The organism is Allosphingosinicella sp., from assembly GCF_036570505.1.
Taxonomy (GTDB): domain Bacteria; phylum Pseudomonadota; class Alphaproteobacteria; order Sphingomonadales; family Sphingomonadaceae; genus Allosphingosinicella.
In genome coordinates, this window is the sequence record NZ_DATCYB010000082.1 from 26,277 (window position 1) to 42,774 (window position 16,498).

Consider the following 16,498-nt stretch of genomic DNA (forward strand, 5'->3'; position numbering starts at 1 on the left):
CATGACGGCGCGGCGAGCGTTCCACGTGAAACACTTCATTTACCAATGCAGAATGTGCCGAACAGCGCGTCGAGCATATCCTCGACGCCGGCGCGCCCGGTGATGCGGTCGAGCACGGCGCGGGCCTGGCGAAGCGATTCGGCGACAAGGACCGGATCGCTCTCCGCTTCCGCCGATCGGAGATGAGTCAACGCTTCCGCGAGAAGGGCTCGGTGCCTCGCGTTGATCGCCAGTTCTCCCTCCCGCGGAAGCAACGCGCGCGAGCGTTCCGACAAGAGTGCGATCAGGCGGTCGATCCCTTCCCCGGTGACCGCCGACACCGCGCAAGCGGCGCCCGGCCCTCCCGGCACCATGTCCACCTTCGAGTGGACGACGATGGATCGGGCGGGATCGGGGCAGGCGGGCGCCTCGCCGAGCCACAGGATAATGTCGGCGGCCGCGAGGCTGGCGCGGGCGCGCTCTACCCCGATGGTCTCGATCACATCGCCGCTCTCCCGCAGGCCGGCCGTATCGACGAGGAGGAAGGGCGCGCCACCGATGGCCGTAGGCGCCTCCACGAGATCGCGGGTGGTGCCCGCCACGGCGGAGGTAATAGCCGCCTCGCGGCCAGCCAATACATTGAGAAGGCTTGACTTTCCGATGTTCGGTGGCCCGGCGATGACGACGCGGACCCCGTCACGCAGCCGCTCGATCGGCGGGCGCGCGAGCGCGGTCTCCAGATCGCTCACCAGAGCCTCGAGCGCCTCGATCCAGCCCGCCGGAAGGTCGTCGACATCGCCCTCGTCGGCGAAATCGAGCGATGCCTCCAGCTGCGCGCTCAGCGAAAGAATCCGGGCTTGCCAGTCGTCGACGCGGCGGCTTAGCGCCCCGCCCGCGAGCGCGAGCGCCGCGCGCCGCTGGGACTGGGTCTCGGCCATGAGAAGATCGGCCAGGCCCTCGGCCTCCGACAGGTCGATACGCCCATTCTCGAACGCGCGGCGCGTGAACTCGCCGGGCTCCGCCGGCCTCAGCCCTTCGACCGAGGCGAGGGCGGCCAACACCGCGGCCACGACGGAACGGCCGCCGTGAAGATGAAATTCGGCAAGGTCCTCGCCTGTCGAACTCGCCGGGCCGGGGAACCGCAGGATGAGGGCACGATCGAGCGGATCGCCGCTTCCAGGATCGCTGAGCAGGCTGAGGGTCGGCCGCCGCGCCTCGGGCAGTCGCCCCGCGAGTGCTGCCACCGCGTCGTCCGCCCGCGATCCGCTGACGCGGACAATGGCGATGGCGGCAGGCGGATTCCCGGACGAAAGCGCGTAAATGGTGGAACCGGCGGGCGCGGTCACGTCTTCCCGCTCATCTGGTCGACCATCTGCTTCCACAGGCCCAGCCCCGCCTCGCTCATCGGCCCCCACGCCTTCATCGTCTCCGCCATGACATCCGGCGTGATTGCGTCGGCCATCATCTTCTGCATCTTCTCGACATAGGCGACATGGACCGGCGTCAGGTCCGGCAACCCTAGGAACCGGCGGGCCTCCTCGGGCGTGCAATCGACATCGACCGTGACTTTCATGGCTTTCGTCTCCCTGGGTCATTGTCCGCGGGCCTGGCCTTATGTGTATAGTCGCCGCCGCGACGCAAGGAGGAGAGACGCCATGGCCATGATCGCGATCGACACGCTGGAGGGGGACGGCAGCTTCCCGGCCTATGAGGCGAAACCCGACGGGACGCCCAAGGCGGCGATCATCGTCATCCAGGAGATATTCGGCGTCAATGAAGGCATCCGCCGCAAATGCGACCATATGGCAAACCTCGGCTATCTCACGCTCGCGCCCGACCTCTTCTGGCGTTTGAAGCCCGGCGTGGAGCTTGATCCCGACGTCGAGAGCGAGTTCAAGCAGGCGCTGGACCTGATGGGCAAGTTCAACCAGGACCAGGGCATCAGGGACATCGAAGCGACCATCCGCGAGGCACGTAAACACCTGAACAGAAATGGCAAAGTCGGCTGCATCGGCTATTGTCTCGGCGGCCGGCTTGCCTTCATGACGTCAGCCCGCACCGATATCGACGCCAGCGTCGGCTATTACGCGGTCGGGGTCGACAACCTCCTTCGCGAGAAGAACGCCATCTCCCGCCCGCTCATGCTCCACATCGCCGGCGCCGACCATTTCGTCGACCAGGAGACCCAGGCGAAAATGCACGCGGGGCTGGACGATCACCCCAAAGTCACGCTGCACGACTATCCGGGCGAGGATCACGGCTTCGCGACCGAGATGGGCCAGCGCCGGAGCGAGGGCGCGGCGCGGCTGGCGGACCGGCGCACCGAGGAATTTTTCGCGCGGCATCTCGCATGAGCGAACGCTATCGGCTGATCATCCGCGAAACGGGTGGACCGGAGGTCATCATGCGCGAGCCCATCCGCGAGCTGACGCCGGGCCGCGGCGAGATCCTGATCCGGCAAGAGGCGGTTGGCCTCAACTTTATCGACACCTATCAGCGCTCCGGCCTCTACGCGCTCCCGCTTCCGTCCGGCCTCGGCAGCGAAGGGGCCGGCGTCGTCGAGGCCGTGGGCGAAGGCGTCGGCGATTTCAGGGTCGGCGACCGGGTGGGCTGCTTCTCCGGCCCGGTCGGCGCCTATGCGACCCACCGCATCGTCGCCGCCGAACGCGCGGTCGCGATACCCGGCCCCATCAGCAGCGAGACCGCCGCCGCCATCATGCTGAAAGGCTGCACGGCGGAGTATCTCATCGAGCGCTGCGCCCGCGTGAAGCGGGGCGACACCGTGCTCGTTCACGCCGCAGCCGGCGGAGTGGGGTCGATCCTGGTTCCCTGGCTGAAGGCGATCGGCGCGACGGTCATCGCCCATGCCGGAAGCGCGAAGAAAGCGGAGAGGGCCGGCGAATTCGGCGCCGATCACGCCTTGAGTGGCTCAATAGATGGGTTGGCGGCGCAGGTCCGGACGCTGACGGACGGAGAGGGCGTGGCGGTCGTATTCGACGGCGTCGGGGCCGCAAGCTGGACCGAGTCGCTGGCATCGGTGGCGAAGCGTGGCCTGCTCGTCACCTACGGCAACGCATCGGGGCCCGTGCCGCCCTTTCGCGCGCTCGACCTCACCAAGGCGGGCTCGATCTTCGTCACCCGGCCGACCCTCGCCGACTATATTTCGACACCGGAGGAACTGAGGGCGTCGGCCCAGCGCCTGTTCGAGATGGTCGGCGAGGGGTATGCGCCCGTGCATATCGGCGCGCGCTATTCCTTAACCGACGCCGCCCACGCCCATCGCGACCTCGAGGCGCGGGCGACGACCGGCTCGGCCATCCTTCTTCCCTGACTCGCGAAGGTAGGGCCGCATTCGACTCCCTTTTGCCGCGATTAAGGGTTATTCGTGCGGGTTCGTCTCGGCAGGCTAAGGATCAGACGATGACGCGCTTGGTAAGGACCAGCAAGGTTACGACGGTCGAATATGATCTGGAGGACGTCCGCGCCCTGCTCGCGGGCAATGCCGAGGAGGCGCTGGGCGCACCCGAAGACGGCTTCGATCGCCAGATCCAGATGAAGACCGTCTTTCATGTCGAGCGCGGCGACGTGATCGTCACAGGATTTCAGCTCACCGTTCAGGATTCGGCGAAGGAAACCGCCGCCCAGCGCAAGGAATCCGACGCTCCTGCGCTCTTCAGCCACCAGAACCGCAGCTGACCGCCGTCAGCCGAAGAAGGCCGCGGTATAGGGCTGGACGTCCGTCCAGCCATCCCAGATCATCTTCAGCGCCACATAGACGATGACGACAAGGCCCAGCCACGCGATCCAGCGGTAGCGCTCGATATATTTGGCGAGGATGTTGGCGGCGACGCCCATCAGCGCAACCGACAGGACGAGACCGATAACGAGAATGCCCGGATGGTCGCGGGCGGCGCCGGCGACCGCGAGCACGTTGTCGAGGCTCATCGATACATCGGCGACCGCGACGGCCCAGGCGGCCGCGGCGAAGCTCTTGGCGGGCCTCAGGCCCGAATGCTCATCGCCATGGATTTCGGCCGAGCCGGGTGATTCGCCGGCATGGCGCAGGTCGCGCCACATCTTGAAGGCGACCCACAGGAGAAGGAGACCACCGGCCAGAACCAGGCCGACGATACCGAGCAGCCAGGTGACCATGAGGGCGAAGATGATGCGCAGCACGAGCGCGGCCACGATGCCGATCAGGATCACCTTGCGGCGCTGATCGGCGGGGAGGCCGGCGGCAAGCGCGCCGACGACGATCGCATTGTCGCCGGCGAGCATGATGTCGATCATCAGCACCTGGCCGAAGGCGGCAAGGGCGGCCGGGCTGCCGAGGTTCGAGAAATCGTGGACGATCGCGTCCCAGATCGCCCCCGGGCCGCCGAGGGAAACCGAGAAGTTCAAGATGAAATCGAGCATCGGGTCCGCGAGCGCCTTGTGCCGGTTACTGGTTCATCGAAGCGAAGAAGTCCTCGTTCGATTTGGCATCCTTCATCTTGTCGAGAAGGAACTGCATCGCGTCAACCGTACCCATCTGCATGAGGATGCGGCGCAGCACCCACATCTTGGAAAGGGTGGCCGGATCGACCAGCAGCTCTTCCTTGCGGGTGCCGGACTTGCCGACGTCCAGCGCCGGGAAGATGCGCTTGTCGGCGACCTTGCGGTCGAGGACGATCTCGGAATTGCCGGTGCCCTTGAACTCCTCGAAGATCACCTCGTCCATCTTGGAGCCGGTGTCGATGAGGGCCGTGGCGATGATCGAGAGCGAGCCGCCTTCCTCGATATTACGCGCGGCACCGAAGAAGCGCTTGGGCCGCTGCAGCGCGTTGGCATCGACGCCGCCGGTCAGCACCTTGCCCGAGCTCGGCACGACCGTGTTGTAGGCGCGGCCGAGGCGGGTGATGGAGTCGAGCAGAATGACCACATCCTTCTTATGCTCGACCAACCGCTTGGCCTTCTCGATCACCATCTCTGCGACCTGGACGTGGCGCTGCGCGGGCTCGTCGAAGGTCGAGGAGATGACCTCGCCCTGGACCGAGCGCTGCATGTCGGTGACTTCCTCCGGCCGCTCGTCGATCAGGAGGACGAGCAGATAGACCTCGGGGTGGTTGTCGGTAATCGCCTTGGCGATGTTCTGGAGGAGCACCGTCTTGCCGACGCGCGGCGGCGCGACGATCAGGGCACGCTGGCCCTTGCCCTGGGGAGAGACGATGTCGATGACGCGCGCGGACTTGTCCTTGATCGTGGGATCGGCGCTGTCGAGCGTCAGCTTCTCGTCGGGATAGAGCGGCGTCAAATTGTCAAAGTTGACACGGTGGCGGACGGCCTCGGGGTCGTCATAATTGACCTGGCTGAGGCGGACGAGCGCGAAATAGCGCTCGCCGTCCTTGGGCCCGCGGATCTCTCCCTCGACGGTGTCGCCGGTCCTGAGGCCGAACTTGCGGACCTGGTTGGGCGAGACGTAGATATCGTCGGGGCCGGCGAGATAGTTGGCGTCGGGGCTGCGCAGAAAGCCGAAGCCGTCTGGCAGAACCTCGATTGTGCCCATGCCCATGATTTCCTGGCCATTCTCGGCCTGTACTTTCAGGATGGAGAACATCAGCTCCTGCTTGCGGAGCGTCGAGGCGCCTTCGACGCCAAGCTCTTCGGCCATGGCCACGAGCTCGGCCGGGGTTTTCTGCTTCAAGTCTTTGAGATGCATAGGTTTCTCGAAAAAATCTGGATACGGTCGTCCAAAGCGCGGGGGAAACGGCTTTCGGTGGGAAGATGTCTGCGCGAACGGCAGGCTAACGACTTGGGGCGGCGTTAGGCTCCACCCTAATTCAAGTCAAGCGGAGGGAAAAGCGGCTTTCGGCAATCAAAACGGCCGGACGATGACCAGGATGACGATGATCGCGGTGGCGATACCGGGCACCTCGTTCATGATGCGCAGCGCCTTGCCGCTCGCCTTGCGCTCGCCCTTCGCCAGCTTCTTGCCATAGCCGACCATGTAGCCGTGATAGCCGGACAGAAGGAAAACGAGCGCGAACTTGGCGTGGAACCAACCCTGCGTCCAGGCGCCGGTGATATAGGCCAGCGTCAGTCCGAGCACCCACACCAGGATCATCGCCGGCGTGATGATGATATTCCTGAGCTTCCTCTCGCGCTCGATCCAGCGCTGCTCCTCGACCGAACCGGGGGTCGATTCCTGGTGATAGACGTAAAAACGCGGCAGCATGAACAGCCCGGCGATCCAGAAGATCACGAAGATGATGTGGGCGGCCTTGATCCAGAGATAGGTCAAATCGAGAGCTGTCCCAAGATCGAAGGGGCCGTTCACTGGCGCACCAGTTCGAGCAGCTGTTCCACGTGCGCGATCGGTGTGTCCGGCAGGATGCCATGCCCCAGGTTGAAGATATGCGGACGATCTTCGAACGCTGATATGATACGCTGCACCGCCTTTTCAAGCGCCTTGCCGCCGGCGATCAGCGCCAGGGGATCGAGATTGCCCTGGACGGGAAGGTCGGACGGAAGGTTTCGGGCCGCCCATTCGGGACCGACCGTCTCGTCGATCCCGATCACATCCACGCCGGTCTCGCGGGCATAGGCGATGAGCTTTCCGCCGGCGCCCTTGGGAAAGCCGATCACGGGCACGTCGGGATGACGGGCCCTGAAGCTGGAAACGATCCGGGCACTGGGCGCGATCACCCATTGCTCGAACTGGTCGGGCGAGAGGCTGCCGGCCCAGCTGTCGAACAGCTGCACGGCTTCCACGCCCGCACGCACCTGTCCCGACAGATAGTCGACTGTCATGTCGGCAACGGCATCGATGATTGCCGCGAACGCCTCCGGATCGCGATAGGCGTAGCGCCTGGCCTCGGCCTGTTCCCGGCTGCCCTGACCCGCAACCATGTAGGTCGCCACCGTCCAGGGGCTGCCGGCGAAGCCCAGGAAGGTGGTTTCCGCGGGAAGCGCCGCTTTCACTTTCTCCACAGTCCTGTAAATCGGCTCCAGACGCCCTGGAACGACCTCCAGCGAGGCGAGCGAGGCATCGACCAGCGGCGGCGACAGACGCGGTCCCTCGCCGGCCTCGAAGCGCAGGCCCTGCCCCAGGGCATGAGGCACGATCAGGATGTCGGAGAACAAAATGGCGCCGTCGAAACCGAAACGGCGGATCGGCTGAAGAGTCACCTCGGCCGCCGCATCGCTGTCGTAGACGAGGTCGAGGAACCCGCCCTTCTCGGCTCGAAGCGCCCGGTATTCAGGGAGATAGCGGCCCGCCTGGCGCATCAGCCAGACCGGCGTTTTTCCCGGATTTCCGCCATTCATGGCCTTGAGGAGAGGCTTGGTCGAACCGGACATGGAAGGGCGATCGGCTCCGCTCTTAATCTATAGAGTCTATATATAAGAGAGTCTGATGAAGGTTGTTGGGCGAGGGAAACCGGGGTTTATTGCCTCCCACCATTTTTGCAAACAGCTTGACTCCAAGGGCCGCGCCAAGCTTTGCGGATTCGCGGGCCCTATCCCCGCTATCCACAGGGAAATCGCGGAACTTTTTCACTCTTCGTGAAACTGTGGATCGAATCCGGACAATGGGGAGCAAAGCATTTCTTGAAAGCGTCCCGAGGCTTCCGCTAGCGCTTTCCCCAAGGTTTTCCACAGGGGGCTTTGGGATGGTTTCGAAACTATTGGCCGGGCATCCTGGCTGAAGGCATTCCGGCATGAGTCAGCTTCACCTCCACCTTCTGTCGGACTCGACCGGCGAGACGCTCGAGGTCGTGGCGAAGGCCTGCCTTGCGCAATTCGACGGCGTGGATGTGCTGAGGCACTTCTGGCCGATGGTGCGCTCAGAAGGGCATCTCGACCGGGTGCTCGACGATATCGAGCGGCGGCCCGGGCTGGTCCTCTATACGTTGGTCAACAGCAACATACGCCGCGAGCTCGAGCGGAAGTGTCGCCGGCGCGGCATTCATGCCGTCTCCGCGCTCGATCCGGTCGTCGATGCCCTATCGGCGGTGCTGGGTCAGCAGGCCAAGGCCCGGCCCGGCCGGCAGCACGCGCTGGACGCCGCATATTTCGCCCGCGTCGATGCCATCCAGTTCAGCATCGCGCATGATGATGGCGTCGGCGCGGAGAATTGGGAGGAGGCGGACATCCTGCTCGCCGGCGTATCGCGGACGTCGAAGACGCCGACGTCCATCTACCTCGCCAATCGCGGCTACAAAGTGGCGAATCTTCCTCTCGTTCCGGAATCGCCGCCGCCGCCATCGCTCTTCGCCCTGCAGCATCCGCTTGTCGTGGGGTTGACGACAGGCACCGACCGGCTGATCCAGATCCGTCGCAATCGATTGCTGTCGTTGAATCAGACGGCGGAGACGGATTATGTCGATCTCGACGCGGTCAATGCGGAGCTCGCCTTCGCGCGCCGGATATTCGCGGACAATGGCTGGCCGGTGATCGACGTCACCCGCCGGTCGATCGAGGAAACCGCTTTTGCGATTGTGAAGCTGTGCGAGCAGCGGGAGTATAGTGAAGTATGAAATTGATCCTCGCTTCGCTTAGCGAAACCCGCCGCAACATGCTGCAAGCGGCCGGCATCAAGTTCGAGGCGCGCTCATCGCTCGTCAATGAGGAGAAGAGCAAGGCGGAGCTCAGGGGCGACGGCCTCGCCGCGCACGCCGTGGCCAAGGGGCTGGCGGAAATGAAGGCGCTCAGCATCGATGCGCCCAAGGTGCTGGTCATCGGTTCGGATCAGACTCTGGAATTTGGCGACTTCGGCATGCTCGACAAGCCCGCCTCGCGAGCCGATGCGCGCTCTCAGCTTAAGCTGCTCAGAGGCAAGAGCCACTTTCTGCACTCGGCGGTCGTGGCGGCGGAGAACGGCAAGATCGTGTGGCGGCAGGTGGACACGGCGCGGCTGACGATGCGGCCCTTGAGCGACGAGTTCATCGAGAGATATCTCGACCTTGAGTATGAAGACATCCGTCATAGCGTCGGTGGCTATCTGATCGAAGGCCGCGGCGTGCAGCTGTTCGAATGGATGGAGGGCAGTTATTTCACCATCCTCGGCCTGCCCTTGCTGCCGCTGCTCGCCTATCTGAGGGAAAGGGGCGTGCTCGGGTCATGACTGCGGCGCGTGGGAGCGGCTGATGGGCGTTCCCTATGCCGAAGTTATCGGCGATCCGGTCGACCACAGCAAATCGCCGCTGATTCATAAATTTTGGCTCGAGAAGCTGGGGCTTCGCGGTGACTATCGCCCTATCCGCATCAGCCGGGGCGAGCTTCCGGGTTATCTTGATGCAAGGCGCAATGACCTGTGGTGGCGCGGCTGCAACGTCACGGCGCCTTTGAAGGAAATCGCGGCCGGCCTCGTTGAATCGCCCGCCGGCCTTTGCCGGTTCGTGGGGGCCGTAAACTGCATCGCGCGCACGCCCCTGTCCTGTCTTTGGGGCACCAACACCGACATCGCCGGCGTCGCCTGGGCGCTTCGCGATGCCAAGCTCGACGGGGCGATCATATGCCTGATCGGGAGCGGAGGCGCGGCCCGATCGGTGCTGTGCCGCCTTTATAATGAGCCCATAGCGGCCTTGCGGATTCTGGCGCGTGATGTGCGCAAGGCGGAGAGGCTGGTGCAGGGATTCAGTGCACCGGTCGAGGTCCTGGGGATGAATGACGTTCCGGCCGCGATGAGTAACGCGTCGATCATGGTAAACGCGACGCCGCTCGGAATGACCGGGAAACCACCGATGATTCCGGACGTAATCGACGGGCTTGCCAATGTCGACGCCAATGCGACGGTCTTCGACACGGTCTATGCGCCTCTGGAAACCGGGCTGCTGCGCCATTCGAGAAAGATCGGGCTCCACACCGTCGGTGGCCTCTCCATGCTCATCGGGCAGGCGGCGCCCGCCTTCGAGCTCTTCTTCGGTGCCCCCGCGCCGCGCGAGCACGACGCCGAGCTTCGTAAGCTTCTCATCCGATGATCGTTCTCGGCCTCACCGGATCGATCGGCATGGGCAAGTCGACGGTCGGCGCAATGTTCGCCGAAGAAGGCGTGCCGGTGTTCGATGCGGATGCGGTCGTGCATCGGCTGCAGGGCCGGAAGGGCGCTCTGGTGGCGGAGATCGAGACCCTTTTCCCCGGCACGACCGGCGCGGCGGGAGTCAATCGGACGGCGCTTGCCGAAGCGGTGCTGGGCGAGCGGAGCGCGCTCCGCCGGCTTGAAGCGTTGATCCACCCGGCCGTTGCCCGGGAGAAGCAGGCATTCCTCGCCGAGCATCGCGGCGCGCCCTTGGTCGTGCTCGATATTCCACTGCTGTTCGAAAAGGGCGGCTGGAAAGCGGTCGACAAGATCGCCGTGGTTTCCGCTCCGACCGACATTCAGAAGTCACGCGTGCTTTCACGGCCCGACATGACGGAGGAAAAATTCGAGGCCATTCGGGCGCTTCAGATTCCCGACTCGGAAAAGCGGGCGCGGGCCGATTTCGTCATAGAGACGGGCGGCTCCTTCGACGAAACGCGGGCGGCCGTGCGTGCGATCATTGCTTGTCTGGCGGGCCGCTCCGTCCGATAAGGAAGGCATGCGCGAAATTGTTTTCGATACCGAGACGACGGGCCTCAGCCCGCTCGCCGGAGACCGCATGGTCGAGATAGGGTGCGTCGAGCTGGTGAACCGGGTCGAGACCGGCCGCACCTTCCATGCCTATTTCAATCCCGGCCGGCCGATGCCGAGCGAAGCGCAGGCCGTCCACGGCCTCAGCGACGCCTTTCTTGCCGACAAGCCGGGCTTCCATGAATTGTGCGAAGACCTGATGGAGTTCATCGACGACAGCCCGCTGGTCGCCCACAATGCCAGCTTCGATTTTGGCTTCCTCAACCATGAGCTTGGGGCGTGCGGGCGCTCACTCGTCTGCATGACCCGGATGGTCGATACCCTGGTGCTGGCGCGGCAACGGCATCCCGGCGCCAAGCACAGTCTCGATGCGCTCTGCACACGCTACGGAATCGACCGCAGCCTGCGCGTCAAGCACGGCGCGTTGATCGACGCGCAGCTGCTGGCGCAGGTCTATGTCGAGCTGACCGGCGGCCGCCAGATCGGTCTCTCGCTGGCCGTCGCCGCGGCGACCGGCGAAGCAGGCCGGGAGCGTGTCGCTGAGGCCTCGCCGATCGTCCTTCCGATCCGACCGCCCCGGCCGCACCAGCCCTCGGAGGCGGAGCTCGCGCGGCATGCCGCATTTGTAGCCGGGCTCGTCGACCCCATATGGCATCGACTGGAGGGGTGCGGTTGACGGAAAGCCGATGGGCGGCCTATCCGGCGGCCAAATTGTAACTGGAGAATATGATGGAAATCCGGGTCTCTGGTCATCAAGTCGATACCGGCGAGGCTCTCAAGGAGCATGTCCAGGAACGGCTAAGCGCCATCGCCGATAAATATTTCGAGCGCACGATCTCGGCCACCGTGACATTCGGCAAGGGACCTCACGACCACGCCTTTACCTGCGACATCGTCGCCCATGTCATGCAGGGCGTGATCCTGAAAGGATCCGGCCAGGCCGCCGACGCGCATCCCGCTTTCGATCAGGCCGCTGAACGGGTCGAGAAGCAGCTCCGACGTTACATGGGACGGCTGAAGGACCGGCACGGCGCCACGCCCGTCGAAGCGCTCGCGGAAATCTCTACCGATGCCGGCTACACGGTCTTTGCGGTGTCTGAGGAAGAAGCGGCGCCGGTCGCCCATCCGCCCATTGTCGCCGAAACGCGGGTCGACATTCCCGATGCGAGCGTGTCAGACGCAGTGATGCTGCTCGACCTTCGCAATACCAATGCGCTCCTCTTCCGCAACAGCGGCACGGGCAGCTTCAACATGGTCTATCGACGGGGCGACGGGACCATCGGCTGGGTCGAGCCGCAACGCGGCTAGGCCATCTCATGCGGGTGGGACCCGCGTCTTTACTGGATCAGGACGGGGGCGTCGGTGCCTCCTTGCGGTGTATAATGAGCGATCTTTCCAATTTTCTGGCCGCCGACAGCGTCGATGCGGCGATGACCGTCAGCAACAAGAAAGCCCTGTTCCAGCAACTGGCGACGGCGGCGGCCCGAAAGACGAGCCTGCGCGCCAAGGATATCGTCGTGACGCTGAACGAGCGCGAGCGGCTGGGCTCGACCGGGTTCGGCGGGGGCACCGCCATTCCCCATGGCAAGATCGAGGGATTGGATCGGATGTTCGGCTATTTCGCCCGGTTGAGCGCACCGATCGAATTCCAGGCGGTGGACAATCTGCCGGTCGACCTCGTCTTCCTGCTCCTTTCGCCCCCCGACGCCGGCGCCGACCACCTGAAGGCGCTGGCCGGCGTCAGCCGGGCGCTGAGGGACCGGGCGACCGCGGCCAAGCTAAGAGGCGCGAGGTCCAGGGACGCGCTGTTCGCGCTGCTGGCCGCGTCGGAAACCCGTGACGCCGCCTGAGACCGGCGACATGGCCGTCGGCGCGCACGCCCATCACCGTGCGCTCGAATCCCTCTATCGTCATGCCCCCATCAACGCGCTGTTTGAATCGACGATCGAGATTGTCGAGGAAGGCTTTGCACGGATACGATTCGTCGTGGATGACCGCGTCCACCATGCCGCCGCCGCCGCCCACGGCACACTCTACTTCAAGATGATGGACGATGCCGCCTTCTACGCCTGCAACAGCCTGGTGACCGATCGCTTTCTCCTCACCACCGCCTTCAACCTCAATTTCACCCGGCCGCTGAAGGGCGGCGAGGTGATCGCCGAGGGTCGCTGGGTGAGCGGGCGGCGACGCGTGTTCGTCGGCGACGCGCGGCTGATCGATGCCGCCGGCGAGGAGGCGGCGCGCGGAACGGGGACGTTCATGCGCTCGCATATCTCCCTCACCAGCCTGGATGGCTATCGAGAGTGATGGAGCCGCGACTCTCCAGCTCGGTCTTCGTCACCGCTCTGATGCGGCGCGCCGAGTCGGAGGGAGGCTATGCCGCTGTGCTGGCGAAGGGCGACCCGACGGCCGGAGCCGTGCTCGTGATATTGGCCGAAAGGGGCAGAAAACTGCGGATCATGGAGCGGATCCTGCAGCCCACGGGTGATTATGCCTGGCAGGAAGCCGTTGGCGAAGCCGCTGAAAACGATGATGAATTTGAAAAGTTCCTTGCGCGAAGGCAAAAATTCGACCCGGATATCTGGGTTCTGGAACTGGATATCGCGTCTGCGGAACGGTTCGCCGACGAAATGAACGATTTCGATTGACCCTGTTGCGCCGCACAATCAGGCCGGCGGAGCACTTTTGCTCGGGAGCGGGGGCCGCGAGACACGCCTAGGTCGGCGTGCGGCACGCAAGTCGGAGGGAAGATCAGCAATGCCGATAGTCAGGCATCGCCGCGATCGACCAACCGCCATAGTCAGTGGCTGAATGTTTTCTCTCACTCGCGCCGCGACCTACGCGGCGGCTTTCGTCACAATGGCAGCGTCGGCGGCCTTTGCCGATCCTTCAATGGCCTGGGACGTGGAAGCGGCGCCGATCACGTCGCGCTATATCGACCACGCCTCGGCCGACCTGGACGGCAGCGCGCTGGCAACCAATTCGCAAGGGCCCGCCCGGCTGGCCCATGACGTGGATTTCTCGACTCCCGTGGCCACGCACGCCGTCGCCGCCGTGGCTGAAACCGGCATGGATATTGTCGAGATGGGCGAAGAACGGCCGCTCGACGAGCTCGTCGCCGACTATGCCAGCGCCGATATCGCCGGCGGAGAGCTCGAATGCCTCGCCAGCGCCGTCTATTTCGAATCGAAGGGCGAGCCGCTGGAGGGTCAGCTCGCTGTCGCGGAGGTCATCCTCAACCGCGTCAAATCCCCCAAATTCCCCGACACGATCTGCGGCGTCGTGAAGCAGCGAAACCAATTCTCCTTCGTTCGTGGTGGCCACATCCCCTCCGTGCCGCGCTCGAGCGCGGCCTGGCACCGGGCCGTGGCGATCGCGCAAATCGCCAAGCAGGATCTGGCCGACAGCGCCGTTTCAACGGCGATGTTCTTCCACGCCACCTATGTGCGGCCGAGCTGGCGCGGCCTCACCCGAGTCGCCTCCGTCGGCAACCACGTCTTCTATCGTTAAGCGGGGTGGGAAGTTTGCTCGCTGAAGAAAGCGAGCGAACCCCACTCCCATCTTTCATCTGTTCCCTTTTCATTCTAGGGTCGCGCGATGGCGTCCCTTCCGAGTCCCGAGCGCTGCTTTGCCGACGAGCCGCTGGTCGCGCAGGACGTCGCCCGCGGCCTGGCGCGGCTGTTCTGCCGGCAGGATCTGTTCGGAATCTGCGAAGTGCCGCTGCCCAACGGGCGGCGCGCGGACATGGTCGCGCTCTGCCCCAGGGGGCTGCTCACCATCGTCGAGATCAAGGTGTCGCGAGCCGACCTGCTCGGCGATCAGAAATGGCCGGACTATCTCGATTATTGCGACCGCTTCTTCTGGGCGGTGCCGACCGGGTTCAATCTCGATCTTTTCGAGGCGGCGGCGCTGGGCCCCGACGTGGCGGGCCTGATCGTTGCCGACCGCTATGACGCGGCCGTGCTGAGGGATGCCCCTATGCGCAAGCTGGCGGCTGCGCGGCGCAAGGCGGAGACGCTGCGATTCGCGCGGCGCGCGGCGCGACGCCTTGCAGGCGATCTCGATCCCGGGCTTGCCGGGCTGGATTAAAGGACGGGGCCGGACACTTCCTTCGTCGGTTTTGACGGACCCTCTTCGAGCGCCTTGGCAATATTGGCCGCGCGGCGGTCCCGCTTGGCATAATCAAGCGCGGAATAGCCGGCGATGCTGTCGGTATGATTGGGATTGGCTCCTCCCTGCATCAGGAGTCGCACCATGGGCAGGTTGCGGCGGTGGACGGCGAAAATCAGCGGCGTCTCGCCGCGGCTGTTGGCCGCATTGACCTGGGCACCGACCCCGAGCAGCAGCCGCGCACCCTCGACCCAGCCGAGCTGGGCAGCGAGCGCGAGGGGAGTATTGCCTTCGCCGTTGCGGATATTGGCGTCGGCGCCCTTGCCGAGAAGAAAGCTGAGCCAGGCATAGTCGCGTCGCCGCACGACGGTGTGCAGCGCACCGTCGTCATATTCGCCGCCAGTGGTGTTGATCACCACCGACCCCGGCACCGACACCAGGTCCGTTACGGTCGTGCCGTCCCGCTTCTTGACCGCCTCCAGGAATTTATAGCTGTCGGAGTTTATCTGCGCCGCTACGGGCGAGGCTATGAGGCCAAGGGCGACGGCGGCCCCGAAGGCGGCGATGACTTTGCGGATCACGATAATTATTCCCTGCTCTATGCCGGCTTGATCACGACGTCATAGCAAAGCATGGCTGCCGGTGCCATGAACGAACGCAATCTCTTCGGCCTTCTCGCCCTCCTTCTTTCGCTGCTGCTCGCCGGCTGCGCGCCCGGCGAAGAGGAAACGCCGCCGCTCGCGGGGGCGTCGATCGGCGGCGGCTTCACCCTGACGAATCAGGATGGCGAGCGCGTCGCCGATACCGACTTCGCCGGTCGGTACCGGCTGGTGTATTTCGGCTTCACCTATTGTCCGGATGTCTGTCCGGTCGACCTCCAGATCATCGGACAGGCGCTGCGGCAGCTGGAGCAAAACCACCCCGAGGTCGCCGCCAGGGTCCAGCCGATCTTCATCAGCGTCGATCCGGAGCGCGATACGCCGCCGGTCCTCAAGGAATATGTCGCCGCCTTCCATCCGCGCCTTGTCGGCCTCACCGGCACACCGGAGGAGATCGCCGATGTGGCGAAACGCTACGGCGTCTATTACATGAAGGAAGAGGTCGAGGGCGCGAGCGATTATCTCGTCAACCACTCGCGAATCGCATTGCTGTTCGGCCCGGAGGGCGAGCCGATCGCCATCGTGCCCCATGACAAGGGCGCCGACGCCATCGCCGAGGAGATAAAGCGCTGGGTGAAGTAAGCGACAGGTTCTGGGAGAAGCCGCTGGCGGCGCTGACCCGCGCCGAATGGGAGGCGCTGTGCGACGGATGCGGCAAATGTTGTCTCCACAAGGTTGAGGACGACGCCACCGGCGAAATCTACCCGACCAACGTCGCTTGCAAGCTGCTCGACCGGGACAGTTGCCGCTGCACGCATTATCGCGGGCGCAAGGCGTTCGTGCCCGATTGCGTGCGGCTGACCGCGGACAAGGTCGGCGCGCTTTCCTGGCTGCCATCGACCTGCGCCTACCGGCTGCGGGCGGCGGGCGAACCCCTGCCGGAATGGCACTACCTCGTCAGCGGCGACCGCGAATCGGTGCACGCCGCGGGCATGTCGGTCAGGGGCTGGACGGTGGCCGAGGCCGAGGCGGGTGATCTCGAGCACCATCTCGTCGACCGTGACCTCTGAGCTGAGCTTCGAGGCGGGCGCGATCAGCGCCAACCTGATCGTCAAGCCATCGGCGCGTGCGCGCGTCCTGCGGCTCCGCGTCGATCCGCGCACCGGCGCGGTGGTGCTGACGGTTCCGCGCGGCGTCTCGCGCCGTCGTGCGCTTGACTGGG

23 protein-coding genes are annotated in these 16,498 nt (G+C 64.7%); 16 read left to right on the forward strand and 7 right to left on the reverse strand.

Annotation, left to right across the window (positions count from 1 at the left end; translation table 11 throughout):
• Positions 1 to 35: 35 nt before the first annotated feature.
• The gene (gene mnmE, locus VIR62_RS10200; protein WP_431870974.1) at positions 36 to 1,325 is read right to left on the reverse strand and encodes a tRNA uridine-5-carboxymethylaminomethyl(34) synthesis GTPase MnmE; all 1,290 of its coding nucleotides are present in this window, start codon (positions 1,323 to 1,325) and stop codon (positions 36 to 38) included.
• Positions 1,322 to 1,552: a DUF6489 family protein gene (locus VIR62_RS10205; RefSeq protein WP_431870975.1), complete on the reverse strand. Its 231-nt coding sequence runs from the start codon at positions 1,550 to 1,552 to the stop codon at positions 1,322 to 1,324. Before VIR62_RS10205 ends, mnmE begins: the two co-directional genes overlap by 4 nt.
• A gap of 82 nt (positions 1,553 to 1,634) precedes the next feature.
• On the opposite strand from VIR62_RS10205, the gene VIR62_RS10210 reads away from it, so the two are divergent.
• From VIR62_RS10210 to VIR62_RS10220, 3 genes are all read left to right on the forward strand, one after another.
• Entirely contained in the window at positions 1,635 to 2,333 is a 699-nt protein-coding gene (locus VIR62_RS10210) for a dienelactone hydrolase family protein (RefSeq protein WP_431870977.1), read from the forward strand.
• Positions 2,330 to 3,310, forward strand: coding sequence for a quinone oxidoreductase family protein (locus tag VIR62_RS10215; RefSeq protein WP_431870979.1), 981 nt, complete (start codon positions 2,330 to 2,332; stop codon positions 3,308 to 3,310). The genes VIR62_RS10210 and VIR62_RS10215 overlap by 4 nt, the downstream gene beginning before the upstream one ends.
• 89 nt (positions 3,311 to 3,399) lie before the next feature.
• Positions 3,400 to 3,675: a hypothetical protein gene (locus VIR62_RS10220; RefSeq protein WP_431870981.1), complete on the forward strand. Its 276-nt coding sequence runs from the start codon at positions 3,400 to 3,402 to the stop codon at positions 3,673 to 3,675.
• A 6-nt stretch (positions 3,676 to 3,681) separates the two neighbouring features.
• Here the strand turns inward: VIR62_RS10220 and VIR62_RS10225 are convergent, their stop codons facing one another.
• The 4 genes from VIR62_RS10225 to hemE all read right to left on the reverse strand — a co-directional run bounded on the left by VIR62_RS10225 (position 3,682) and on the right by hemE (position 7,317).
• Positions 3,682 to 4,395 carry a YjbE family putative metal transport protein gene (locus VIR62_RS10225; RefSeq protein ID WP_431870983.1) on the reverse strand — a complete coding sequence of 238 codons (714 nt, stop codon included), beginning with the start codon at positions 4,393 to 4,395 and terminating at the stop codon, positions 3,682 to 3,684.
• Positions 4,396 to 4,420: 25 nt separating this feature from the next.
• Complete coding sequence (rho, locus tag VIR62_RS10230) at positions 4,421 to 5,677, reverse strand: transcription termination factor Rho (protein WP_431870985.1); 1,257 nt, start codon at positions 5,675 to 5,677, stop codon at positions 4,421 to 4,423.
• Between the two features lie 156 nt (positions 5,678 to 5,833).
• On the reverse strand, positions 5,834 to 6,295 hold the full coding sequence (locus VIR62_RS10235; protein ID WP_431870987.1) for a CopD family protein: 462 nt from the start codon (positions 6,293 to 6,295) through the stop codon (positions 5,834 to 5,836).
• Positions 6,292 to 7,317: a uroporphyrinogen decarboxylase gene (hemE, locus tag VIR62_RS10240; RefSeq protein WP_431870989.1), complete on the reverse strand. Its 1,026-nt coding sequence runs from the start codon at positions 7,315 to 7,317 to the stop codon at positions 6,292 to 6,294. The genes VIR62_RS10235 and hemE overlap by 4 nt, the downstream gene beginning before the upstream one ends.
• 359 nt (positions 7,318 to 7,676) lie before the next feature.
• On the opposite strand from hemE, the gene VIR62_RS10245 reads away from it, so the two are divergent.
• The 11 genes from VIR62_RS10245 (at position 7,677) to VIR62_RS10295 (ending at position 14,656) form a co-directional block, all read left to right on the forward strand.
• On the forward strand, positions 7,677 to 8,495 hold the full coding sequence (locus tag VIR62_RS10245; RefSeq protein WP_431870991.1) for a pyruvate, water dikinase regulatory protein: 819 nt from the start codon (positions 7,677 to 7,679) through the stop codon (positions 8,493 to 8,495).
• On the forward strand, positions 8,492 to 9,082 hold the full coding sequence (locus VIR62_RS10250) for a Maf family protein (protein ID WP_431870992.1): 591 nt from the start codon (positions 8,492 to 8,494) through the stop codon (positions 9,080 to 9,082). Before VIR62_RS10245 ends, VIR62_RS10250 begins: the two co-directional genes overlap by 4 nt.
• Before the next feature lie 22 nt (positions 9,083 to 9,104).
• Positions 9,105 to 9,938 carry a shikimate dehydrogenase family protein gene (locus tag VIR62_RS10255; protein WP_431870994.1) on the forward strand — a complete coding sequence of 278 codons (834 nt, stop codon included), beginning with the start codon at positions 9,105 to 9,107 and terminating at the stop codon, positions 9,936 to 9,938.
• Positions 9,935 to 10,528 carry a dephospho-CoA kinase gene (coaE, locus tag VIR62_RS10260; protein ID WP_431870996.1) on the forward strand — a complete coding sequence of 198 codons (594 nt, stop codon included), beginning with the start codon at positions 9,935 to 9,937 and terminating at the stop codon, positions 10,526 to 10,528. Before VIR62_RS10255 ends, coaE begins: the two co-directional genes overlap by 4 nt.
• A gap of 7 nt (positions 10,529 to 10,535) precedes the next feature.
• Positions 10,536 to 11,243, forward strand: a complete 708-nt coding sequence (dnaQ, locus tag VIR62_RS10265; RefSeq protein WP_431870998.1) for a DNA polymerase III subunit epsilon — start codon at positions 10,536 to 10,538, stop codon at positions 11,241 to 11,243.
• Positions 11,244 to 11,296: 53 nt separating this feature from the next.
• A complete protein-coding gene (gene hpf / locus VIR62_RS10270) occupies positions 11,297 to 11,875 on the forward strand; it encodes a ribosome hibernation-promoting factor, HPF/YfiA family (RefSeq protein WP_431871012.1) in 579 nt (192 codons plus the stop codon).
• Positions 11,876 to 11,949: 74 nt separating this feature from the next.
• Positions 11,950 to 12,417, forward strand: a complete 468-nt coding sequence (locus VIR62_RS10275; RefSeq protein ID WP_431871000.1) for a PTS sugar transporter subunit IIA — start codon at positions 11,950 to 11,952, stop codon at positions 12,415 to 12,417.
• A gap of 10 nt (positions 12,418 to 12,427) precedes the next feature.
• Complete coding sequence (locus VIR62_RS10280; RefSeq protein WP_431871014.1) at positions 12,428 to 12,874, forward strand: PaaI family thioesterase; 447 nt, start codon at positions 12,428 to 12,430, stop codon at positions 12,872 to 12,874.
• On the forward strand, positions 12,874 to 13,215 hold the full coding sequence (locus VIR62_RS10285) for a DUF1491 family protein (protein ID WP_431871001.1): 342 nt from the start codon (positions 12,874 to 12,876) through the stop codon (positions 13,213 to 13,215). Before VIR62_RS10280 ends, VIR62_RS10285 begins: the two co-directional genes overlap by 1 nt.
• A gap of 163 nt (positions 13,216 to 13,378) precedes the next feature.
• Positions 13,379 to 14,077, forward strand: a complete 699-nt coding sequence (locus VIR62_RS10290; protein ID WP_431871003.1) for a cell wall hydrolase — start codon at positions 13,379 to 13,381, stop codon at positions 14,075 to 14,077.
• Between the two features lie 87 nt (positions 14,078 to 14,164).
• Positions 14,165 to 14,656 (forward strand): MmcB family DNA repair protein, encoded by a 492-nt coding sequence (locus tag VIR62_RS10295; protein WP_431871004.1) that lies wholly within the window; start codon positions 14,165 to 14,167, stop codon positions 14,654 to 14,656.
• Here the strand turns inward: VIR62_RS10295 and VIR62_RS10300 are convergent.
• Positions 14,653 to 15,258 (reverse strand): ankyrin repeat domain-containing protein, encoded by a 606-nt coding sequence (locus tag VIR62_RS10300; RefSeq protein WP_431871006.1) that lies wholly within the window; start codon positions 15,256 to 15,258, stop codon positions 14,653 to 14,655. The genes VIR62_RS10295 and VIR62_RS10300 overlap by 4 nt on opposite strands.
• A 51-nt stretch (positions 15,259 to 15,309) precedes the next feature.
• Here VIR62_RS10300 and VIR62_RS10305 point away from each other — a divergent pair, with 51 nt between their 5' ends.
• Entirely contained in the window at positions 15,310 to 15,918 is a 609-nt protein-coding gene (locus VIR62_RS10305) for an SCO family protein (protein WP_431871008.1), read from the forward strand.
• Positions 15,906 to 16,346: a YcgN family cysteine cluster protein gene (locus VIR62_RS10310; RefSeq protein ID WP_431871015.1), complete on the forward strand. Its 441-nt coding sequence runs from the start codon at positions 15,906 to 15,908 to the stop codon at positions 16,344 to 16,346. The genes VIR62_RS10305 and VIR62_RS10310 overlap by 13 nt, the downstream gene beginning before the upstream one ends.
• Positions 16,347 to 16,498: the final 152 nt, after the last annotated feature.